General features: G+C 66.0%; 11 protein-coding genes. 4 read left to right on the plus strand and 7 right to left on the minus strand.

Features of this window, described 5'->3' with window-relative positions; genetic code table 11:
- From AX735_RS04845 to AX735_RS04870, 6 genes are all read right to left on the minus strand, one after another.
- On the minus strand, positions 1 to 113 hold a 113-nt coding region (locus AX735_RS04845), incomplete at its 3' end, for a MarC family protein (protein WP_231750027.1).
- Positions 110 to 865, minus strand: a complete 756-nt coding sequence (locus tag AX735_RS04850) for a hypothetical protein (RefSeq protein ID WP_066276470.1) — start codon at positions 863 to 865, stop codon at positions 110 to 112. The genes AX735_RS04845 and AX735_RS04850, both read right to left, overlap by 4 nt.
- Complete coding sequence (folD, locus tag AX735_RS04855; RefSeq protein ID WP_082750935.1) at positions 865 to 1,767, minus strand: bifunctional methylenetetrahydrofolate dehydrogenase/methenyltetrahydrofolate cyclohydrolase FolD; 903 nt, start codon at positions 1,765 to 1,767, stop codon at positions 865 to 867. Before folD ends, AX735_RS04850 begins: the two co-directional genes overlap by 1 nt.
- A 60-nt stretch (positions 1,768 to 1,827) precedes the next feature.
- Positions 1,828 to 2,118 carry a YggT family protein gene (locus AX735_RS04860; RefSeq protein ID WP_066276473.1) on the minus strand — a complete coding sequence of 97 codons (291 nt, stop codon included), beginning with the start codon at positions 2,116 to 2,118 and terminating at the stop codon, positions 1,828 to 1,830.
- 80 nt (positions 2,119 to 2,198) lie between these two features.
- Positions 2,199 to 3,095: an acetylglutamate kinase gene (argB, locus tag AX735_RS04865; protein WP_066276478.1), complete on the minus strand. Its 897-nt coding sequence runs from the start codon at positions 3,093 to 3,095 to the stop codon at positions 2,199 to 2,201.
- A complete protein-coding gene (locus tag AX735_RS04870) occupies positions 3,092 to 3,736 on the minus strand; it encodes a queuosine precursor transporter (protein WP_066276480.1) in 645 nt (214 codons plus the stop codon). Before AX735_RS04870 ends, argB begins: the two co-directional genes overlap by 4 nt.
- 80 nt (positions 3,737 to 3,816) lie before the next feature.
- On the opposite strand from AX735_RS04870, the gene AX735_RS04875 reads away from it, so the two are divergent.
- The 4 genes from AX735_RS04875 (at position 3,817) to AX735_RS04890 (ending at position 6,579) form a co-directional block, all read left to right on the plus strand.
- Positions 3,817 to 4,407, plus strand: coding sequence for a pyridoxamine 5'-phosphate oxidase family protein (locus AX735_RS04875; protein WP_066276486.1), 591 nt, complete (start codon positions 3,817 to 3,819; stop codon positions 4,405 to 4,407).
- Positions 4,404 to 4,613, plus strand: a complete 210-nt coding sequence (locus tag AX735_RS04880; protein ID WP_066276489.1) for a putative signal transducing protein — start codon at positions 4,404 to 4,406, stop codon at positions 4,611 to 4,613. Before AX735_RS04875 ends, AX735_RS04880 begins: the two co-directional genes overlap by 4 nt.
- A gap of 55 nt (positions 4,614 to 4,668) precedes the next feature.
- Positions 4,669 to 4,869 carry a zinc-finger domain-containing protein gene (locus AX735_RS04885; RefSeq protein ID WP_066276497.1) on the plus strand — a complete coding sequence of 67 codons (201 nt, stop codon included), beginning with the start codon at positions 4,669 to 4,671 and terminating at the stop codon, positions 4,867 to 4,869.
- A gap of 330 nt (positions 4,870 to 5,199) precedes the next feature.
- On the plus strand, positions 5,200 to 6,579 hold the full coding sequence (locus tag AX735_RS04890; RefSeq protein ID WP_066276502.1) for a DEAD/DEAH box helicase: 1,380 nt from the start codon (positions 5,200 to 5,202) through the stop codon (positions 6,577 to 6,579).
- 37 nt (positions 6,580 to 6,616) lie between these two features.
- Here AX735_RS04890 and AX735_RS04895 read toward each other — a convergent pair.
- Positions 6,617 to 6,772: peptide-methionine (R)-S-oxide reductase (locus AX735_RS04895; protein WP_202189500.1), on the minus strand; the 156-nt coding region annotated here is incomplete at its 5' end.

Raw genomic sequence — 6,772 nt, forward strand, 5'->3', positions numbered from 1 at the left:
CGCCGCTGCTGCGCGTTCGCGCCGGTGGTCATGCTGGCATAGATCGGCGCGCAGCCGGGGGGGTCGATCACCACGAACAGGGTGACGAAGGCGGAAACGAACAGCTCGATCATGCGGCCTCCGCCGGAACGTCATCGCGCACCACGGTGTCGAAACCGGTGCCGTTCCACAATTCGATGCTGATCGTGCGGCTGCCATCGGCGCGCACGTCCCAGCGCCAGACCATCGTGCCATCGGCCGATGCGCGCGCGCCGCTGGTCGTCGGGGCCGCCGGTTTCTCTCCCTTTGGCGGCGGGCCGAACGGAATGGCGCCGAGTGCCGCCTTGGGGTTGCCTGTGCACACGGCGGTGCGCGAGGAGATCATCTCGTCGCCTGTGCGCGGTGCCGCCAGCGATGCGCCATGGTCGAGCACCCATTTCCAGTCGGGCTTCTTGGCGCGCGGCTTTTCCAGATTCTGCCAGACGGTGGTGTAATAGCCGACAGCGCCGCCGGGAAATTGCGAGGCCCCGGTCGAGGCGCCGGTGCGCCCGTCGCACGCCATGAACAGCTTTTGCGGCTGCCATTTCACCGCTTGTGCCGGATCGGCGCGGCCCTTGAGCCAGGCCTGTGCGAGCACCGGCTTGGGCACGAACATCAGCGCATCGTCCGATGCCGTTTCGCGGAACGCCGTCCACTGGCCCTTGTCCTGCGCCAGACGGGCAAAGGCGATCTCGGAGACGAGCACCGCGCTCGAATTGGCATAGGATTGCCCCGGAGGCCCTGGCGGCGGCCCGCGCCGGTCGTCGCGCGGCGGCGGCCCGGACTGGGCATGCGCGATCGGGGTGCAGAGGGTGAGCAGCGCGAGGCTCGCGGCGGCCAAGCGCATCACAGCCCCTCCGGATCGCTCAGCCCTGCGCGGCGGTGCGCGGCGACGAGCGTATTGCGCAGCAGGCAGGCGATGGTCATCGGTCCGACACCGCCGGGCACCGGGGTGATCGCGCCGGCCACGGCAGCGCATTCGTCATAGGCGCAGTCGCCGACCAGCTTGGTCTTGCCGGGCTCGCTACCCGGAACCCGATTGATGCCGACATCGATGACGGTCGCGCCCGGCTTGATCCATTCGCCGCGGACCATCTCTGCGCGGCCCACGGCAGCGACGACGATATCGGCGAGCCGCACGATGGCGGGCAGGTCCTTCGTCCGGCTGTGCGCGATGGTCACGGTGCAGCTTTGCTGCAGCAGCAGTTGCGCCATCGGCTTGCCCACGATGTTCGACCGCCCGATCACCACCGCGTGCAGCCCGGACAGGTCGCCCAGCACATCCTGCAGCAGCATCAGCGAGCCGAGCGGCGTGCAGGGCACCAGCGCCTCTTCGCCCACCGCGAGCCGCCCTGCGTTGACGACATGAAAGCCATCGACATCCTTGGCGGGATCGATCGCCGCCAGCACCGCCTTGTCGTCGATATGGCCCGGCAGCGGCAGCTGGACGAGAATGCCGTCCACGCTGTTATCGGCGTTCAGCGCGGCGACCAGGTCTAGCAGGTCCTGCTGGCTGGTTTCGGCGGGCAGGCGATGCTCGAAGCTTTGCATTCCGGCCTCGAGCGTCGCCTTGTGCTTGGAGCGCACATAGACCTGGCTCGCCGGGTCTTCGCCTACCAGAACCACGGCCAGGCCGGGCGCTCGGCCCGCCTGTGCCACAAAGCTGGGGACACGCGCGGCAAGACGCGCGCGCAAACCGGCCGCAAAGGCCTTGCCATCGATGATTTTGGCGCTGATCCGGGCTGTCATGCCCTCGGCCCTAGCGGCAAACGGCCTGCAATGCCACAGCCGAGCGCGGAAATGTGCGCTTTAGGCGAACTGTTCCCAGAGCCTGGGGATGATCGAATTGCGCAGGATCATCACGATCAGGATCACCACCATCGGCGCCAGATCGATCATGCCGAGATCGGGCATGATCTTGCGCACCGGGCGATAGAGCGGCTCGGTGATCCGATGCAGCGATTCGACCAGTTGGCGGACCAGATCGTTCTGCATGCTGACGACGTTGAACGCGATCAGCCAGGACAGCACGATCTGGATGATGATGAACCAGGTCACCACCTGCAGGATGATATCCAGGATTTCGAGCACGATCTGCATGGGTCTCTCGCTATGGGCTTGTCGGAGATCTTGGGCCGGATATCTAGGACGATCCGGGGTGTATTACAAGACTAAAACGGTTACGCGCGGATCAGCGTGCCGGCCCCGCGCGAGGTGAAGATTTCGAGCAGCATCGCATGCGGCACGCGGCCGTCGAGCACCACCGCCGCATCGACTCCCTGTTCGACCGCATGGACGCAGGTCTCCAGCTTGGGGATCATGCCGCCGGTGATCGTGCCATCGGCGCGCAGCGCGGCAATGTCCTGCGGCGTGAGATCGGTGAGCAGCTGCTTGGCCTTGTCGAGCACGCCCGCGACATCGGTGAGCAGGAACAGCCGCGAGGCGCCGAGCGCCGCCGCGACCGCGCCTGCCATGGTGTCGGCGTTGATATTGTAGGTCTGGCCGTCCGGGCCCACGCCGATCGGCGAGACCACGGGAATCATGCCCGCATCCGATATGGTCTTGAGCACCGTGCAGTCGATCGCTTCGGGCTCGCCGACGAAACCGAGGTCGATCGCGCGTTCGATATTGCTGTCGGGGTCGCGCATCGTGCGCTCGACCTTGGAAGCGCGGACGAACCCGGCGTCCTTGCCGCTGATGCCGATCGCCTTGCCGCCGGCGGCCGCGATCCAGGTCACCAGTTCCTTGTTGATCGCGCCCAGCACCATCTCGGCGACATTGGCAGTCTCGCTGTCGGTGACGCGCAGCCCGTCGATGAATTCGGACACCACGCCCAGCCGCTTGAGCATCGCGCCGATCTGCGGGCCGCCGCCGTGCACGACCACGGGGTTGATGCCCACCGCCTTCAAGAGCACGATGTCCTCAGCAAAGTCGCGCGCCAGCTCGGGATCGCCCATCGCATGGCCGCCATATTTGACGACGAAGCTCTTGCCGGCATAGCGCTGCATGAAGGGCAGCGCCTCGGTCAGCGTCTCTGCCTTGGCGAGCAGCGCGGGATCGTGAATGGTATCGCTCATGCGTCGAGCCTTTTGCCCAGCCGGACGAAGAACACAATCAGGAACGGCACCAGCGCGACCGAAAGCGCGACCTTGGCGACCATCTGGCCGACCAGCAGCTGGCCGATCGGGAACACGCCGTAAAAGGCGATGGTGACAAAGATCAGCGTATCGACGATCTGCGAGAGCGCCGAGGCGATCACCCCGCGCACTGCGAGGAACCGGCCCGGCATGTTCTGCAGCTTGGAAAAGATATAGACGTTGAGAAACTGCGAGACGCCATAGGCGCACACCCCTGCGGCCCAGATCCGCCCCGTCGCGCCCAGGATCAGCTGGATGGCCTTGGCGTTCTCTTCCGCCATGTCGGGTGAGGGCGGCAGCGACCAGACGATCCACGACAGCAGCATCGAGAAGAGCAGCGGCACGAAGCCGAACTTCACCAGGCTGTTCGCCGTATCGCGCCCGTGCAGTTCGGCGATCGCGCTCGACACCACGACCAGCAGCAGAAAGGCGAAGATGCCCGCCTCGACCGCCAGCGGGCCGATCGCCACCTGCTTGTTGCCGAGCACGCCCGCCAGGCACACCATGCCGCCATAAAAGACGGAGAGCACGAACAGCGAGCGGGGAATGCCGGGCGTTCCGGCAGGAGGAGAGGTCGTCATGGGCCTTGCGGTAACGGCTTTTTGGGCCGGGGGGAAGAGGCGGTCTTGCGCCGCCGAGGTCGCTGCTTCACAATCGCCGCATGGCAGACTTTTCCGATGCGCTCAGCGAAAAACACCGCGCCTTCATCGCGCGCCAGCCGATCTTCTTCGTCGCGACCGCGGCCGATGGGGCGCGGATCAACCTGAGCCCCAAGGGCTATGATGCGTTTCGCGTGCTCGGCGACAAGCGCGTCGCCTATCTCGACCTCGGCGGATCGGGCAACGAGACGCACGCGCATCTGGTCGCCGATGGCCGCATCACCATCATGTTCTGCGCGTTCGAGAATCCGGCGCTGATCCTGCGTATCTATGGGCGCGGCCGCCCGGTGCTGCCGCAGGATGCGGAGTGGGACGCGCTTGCCGCGCATTTCACCCTGATGCCCGGAACCCGGCAGATTTTCGACATCAGCGTCGATAGCGTGCAGACCAGCTGCGGCTGGGGCGTGCCGGTCATGCAGATGGAACGCGAGCGCGAGACGCTGAAGAAGGCGCACCGGCAGATGGAGCCCGAGGCCTGGCTCGCCAGGACCGCGGGGCGCACCCGCTCGATCGACGGACTGCCGACCACGCCGACCACGCGCTATTTCACCGATGCCCCGGAATTGACCGAACGGGCGGCGGATCGGGCGTGAGTCTCAAGGCGATTGCCGAATATAGCGACCGGATCGAGGCGGAGATGGCGCGGCTGACGCTCGCCGCCGAGGGGATCGACGCGCATGTCTTCGATGGCGGCATGGCAGGCCTTGGCCTGGGCTTCATGACGCCCGCGCGCCTGATGGTGCTGCCCGAGGATGCCGCCGAGGCGCGCATCGTGCTCGAAAAGCACGGCCAGGCCTGATCTTTGCACCAAAGCCCGATTGCATGGGCCCGCCGGTTTTGATAATCGCGCAGCCATGATCACACCGCCCGAAACCGTCCGCACCACCTCTGCCCGTGTCGCCTGCGATGGTGCCAGCGATATTCGCGGTGGCGCAGCGCTGGGTCATCCGCGGGTCTGGCTACAGATCGACGAAAAGGGTTATGTCGAATGCGGCTATTGCGACCGCCGCTTCGTGCTGATCGGCGGCCCGGCGGACGCGCAGGAAGCCGCCTGATTCGCCAAGGCGCTCCGGCGTCCCGCGAATTTCCTTGCTATTTCGCGGGCTTTCCACCATATGCCGCTCCAAGCAGCGCGCCTTGGCACGGGAATCCTTCCCAATGCCCCTTATGAACCGGCAGCGTGAACTTCGTTCCAGTCCCGCCCCAAGGGCAGGCTGGCGATAGGCCGGGTCCTGAAACCCCGCTGCTTATATTCCCGAACATCCCAATTCACGCGGGGCGTTTTCCTGAAGTTTCCGGAACCTTCCGGCGGCTTCTGAACCCCGCAATGCGCGCGCCGCCCGATAGGGGCGAGGTTCGCGCGTTGCTCTTGTTGAAGAGTAAATATGTCCTATTTTCATGAACTTGGCCTAGCCGATCCGATCCTTCGTGCGCTCGATTCGAAGGGCTATGATACGCCCACGCCGATCCAGCGCGATGCCATCCCGGCCTTGCTCGAAGGCCGCGACCTGCTGGGCATCGCCCAGACCGGTACCGGCAAGACCGCAGCCTTCTCGCTGCCCTCGCTGCATCACCTGGCCAAGGAGGCCAAGGGCCGCAGCCATCGCGGTGTCCGCATGCTGGTCCTGTCGCCGACGCGCGAACTCGCGGCGCAGATTGCAGAGAACATGCGCGTCTATGCCCGCTATCTCAACCTCTCGGTCAATTGCGTTTTCGGCGGCGTGCCAATCAACCAGCAGAAGCGCAAGCTTCAGGCCGGCACCGACGTGCTCGTCGCGACGCCGGGCCGCCTGCTCGACCTGATCGAGCAGCGCGCGATCACGCTCGAGAATGTCGAGATCTTCGTGCTCGACGAGGCCGACCAGATGATGGATCTCGGGTTCATCGTGCCCCTGAAGCGCATCGCATCGATGCTGCCCAAGCAGCGCCAGAGCCTGTTCTTCTCCGCGACCATGCCCAAGGCGATTGCCGAACTGGGCGCGCGCTTCCTCAACAACCCCGTGCGGGTCGAGGTCGCGCCGCAATCGACCACCGCCGAGCGGGTCGAGCAGTACGTGACCTTTGTCAGCCAGAGCGAGAAGCAAGCGCTGCTGACGCTGAAGCTGCGCGAGATCAAGCCCGAGCGCGCGCTCGTCTTCACCCGCACCAAGCATGGCGCGGACAAGGTGGTGCGCGTGCTGGCGGGGGCGGGCATCCGGTCTGCCGCGATCCATGGCAACAAGAGCCAGTCGCAGCGCACCGCCGCGCTCGCTGCGTTCAAGGATGGTGAGATCAAGGTGCTGATCGCGACCGATATCGCCGCGCGCGGGATCGACATTAACGGCGTCAGCCATGTGTTCAACTATGACCTGCCCAATGTGCCCGAGCAGTACGTCCACCGCATCGGTCGTACCGCGCGCAATGGTGCCGACGGCATCGCGATCGCGTTCGTTAGCAATGACGAGCGGCCGCTGCTCAAGGACATCGAGAAGCTGACCAAGGTCAAGCCGGTGCCGATGCCGTTGCCCAAGGGCTTTACCGAGGCCGCAGCCCAGCTGCCGCCCCCGGCCAAGGCGCCCGAGCGCCCGGCCCAGGGTCGCGGCGGCGAGCGCGGCGCGTCCGGCGGTCGCAACTATGGTCCCAAGCGCGATGGCGAGGGCGGCAATCGCCGCCGGCGTCGTCCCGGTGGCGGTGGCGGTCGTTCGGGTGGCGGTGGCCGTCCCGGCGGCGGTGGCGGCGGTGCCCGTGTCGGCGCGCACAAGGACAGCGTGAAGCGCGTGGGTTGATCTTAAATCCTCCCCGAGACAAGCTCGGGGAGGATTTTTATGTGGCACTCGGCCGGAACAGCATCGCATCGCCGTTCATGCAATAGCGCAGGCCCGTAGGCTTCGGCCCGTCCTCGAACACATGGCCGAGATGCCCGCCGCACCGCCTGCAGTGCACTTCGGTGCGCGGATAGCCGAGCAGCGTGTCGGTGCT

The organism is Blastomonas sp. CCH1-A6 (assembly GCF_001556365.1).
Lineage (GTDB): Bacteria > Pseudomonadota > Alphaproteobacteria > Sphingomonadales > Sphingomonadaceae > Blastomonas > Blastomonas ursincola.

Bases quoted from the DNA above. Each gene is read 5' to 3' on its own strand.
- AX735_RS04850 (WP_066276470.1), bottom strand. From the start codon at position 865: ATGCGCTTGGCCGCCGCGAGCCTCGCGCTGCTCACCCTCTGCACCCCG.
- folD (WP_082750935.1), bottom strand. From the start codon at position 1,767: ATGACAGCCCGGATCAGCGCCAAAATCATCGATGGCAAGGCCTTTGCG.
- AX735_RS04860 (WP_066276473.1), bottom strand. From the start codon at position 2,118: ATGCAGATCGTGCTCGAAATCCTGGATATCATCCTGCAGGTGGTGACC.
- argB (WP_066276478.1), bottom strand. From the start codon at position 3,095: ATGAGCGATACCATTCACGATCCCGCGCTGCTCGCCAAGGCAGAGACG.
- AX735_RS04870 (WP_066276480.1), bottom strand. From the start codon at position 3,736: ATGACGACCTCTCCTCCTGCCGGAACGCCCGGCATTCCCCGCTCGCTG.
- AX735_RS04875 (WP_066276486.1), top strand. From the start codon at position 3,817: ATGGCAGACTTTTCCGATGCGCTCAGCGAAAAACACCGCGCCTTCATC.
- AX735_RS04885 (WP_066276497.1), top strand. From the start codon at position 4,669: ATGATCACACCGCCCGAAACCGTCCGCACCACCTCTGCCCGTGTCGCC.
- AX735_RS04890 (WP_066276502.1), top strand. From the start codon at position 5,200: ATGTCCTATTTTCATGAACTTGGCCTAGCCGATCCGATCCTTCGTGCG.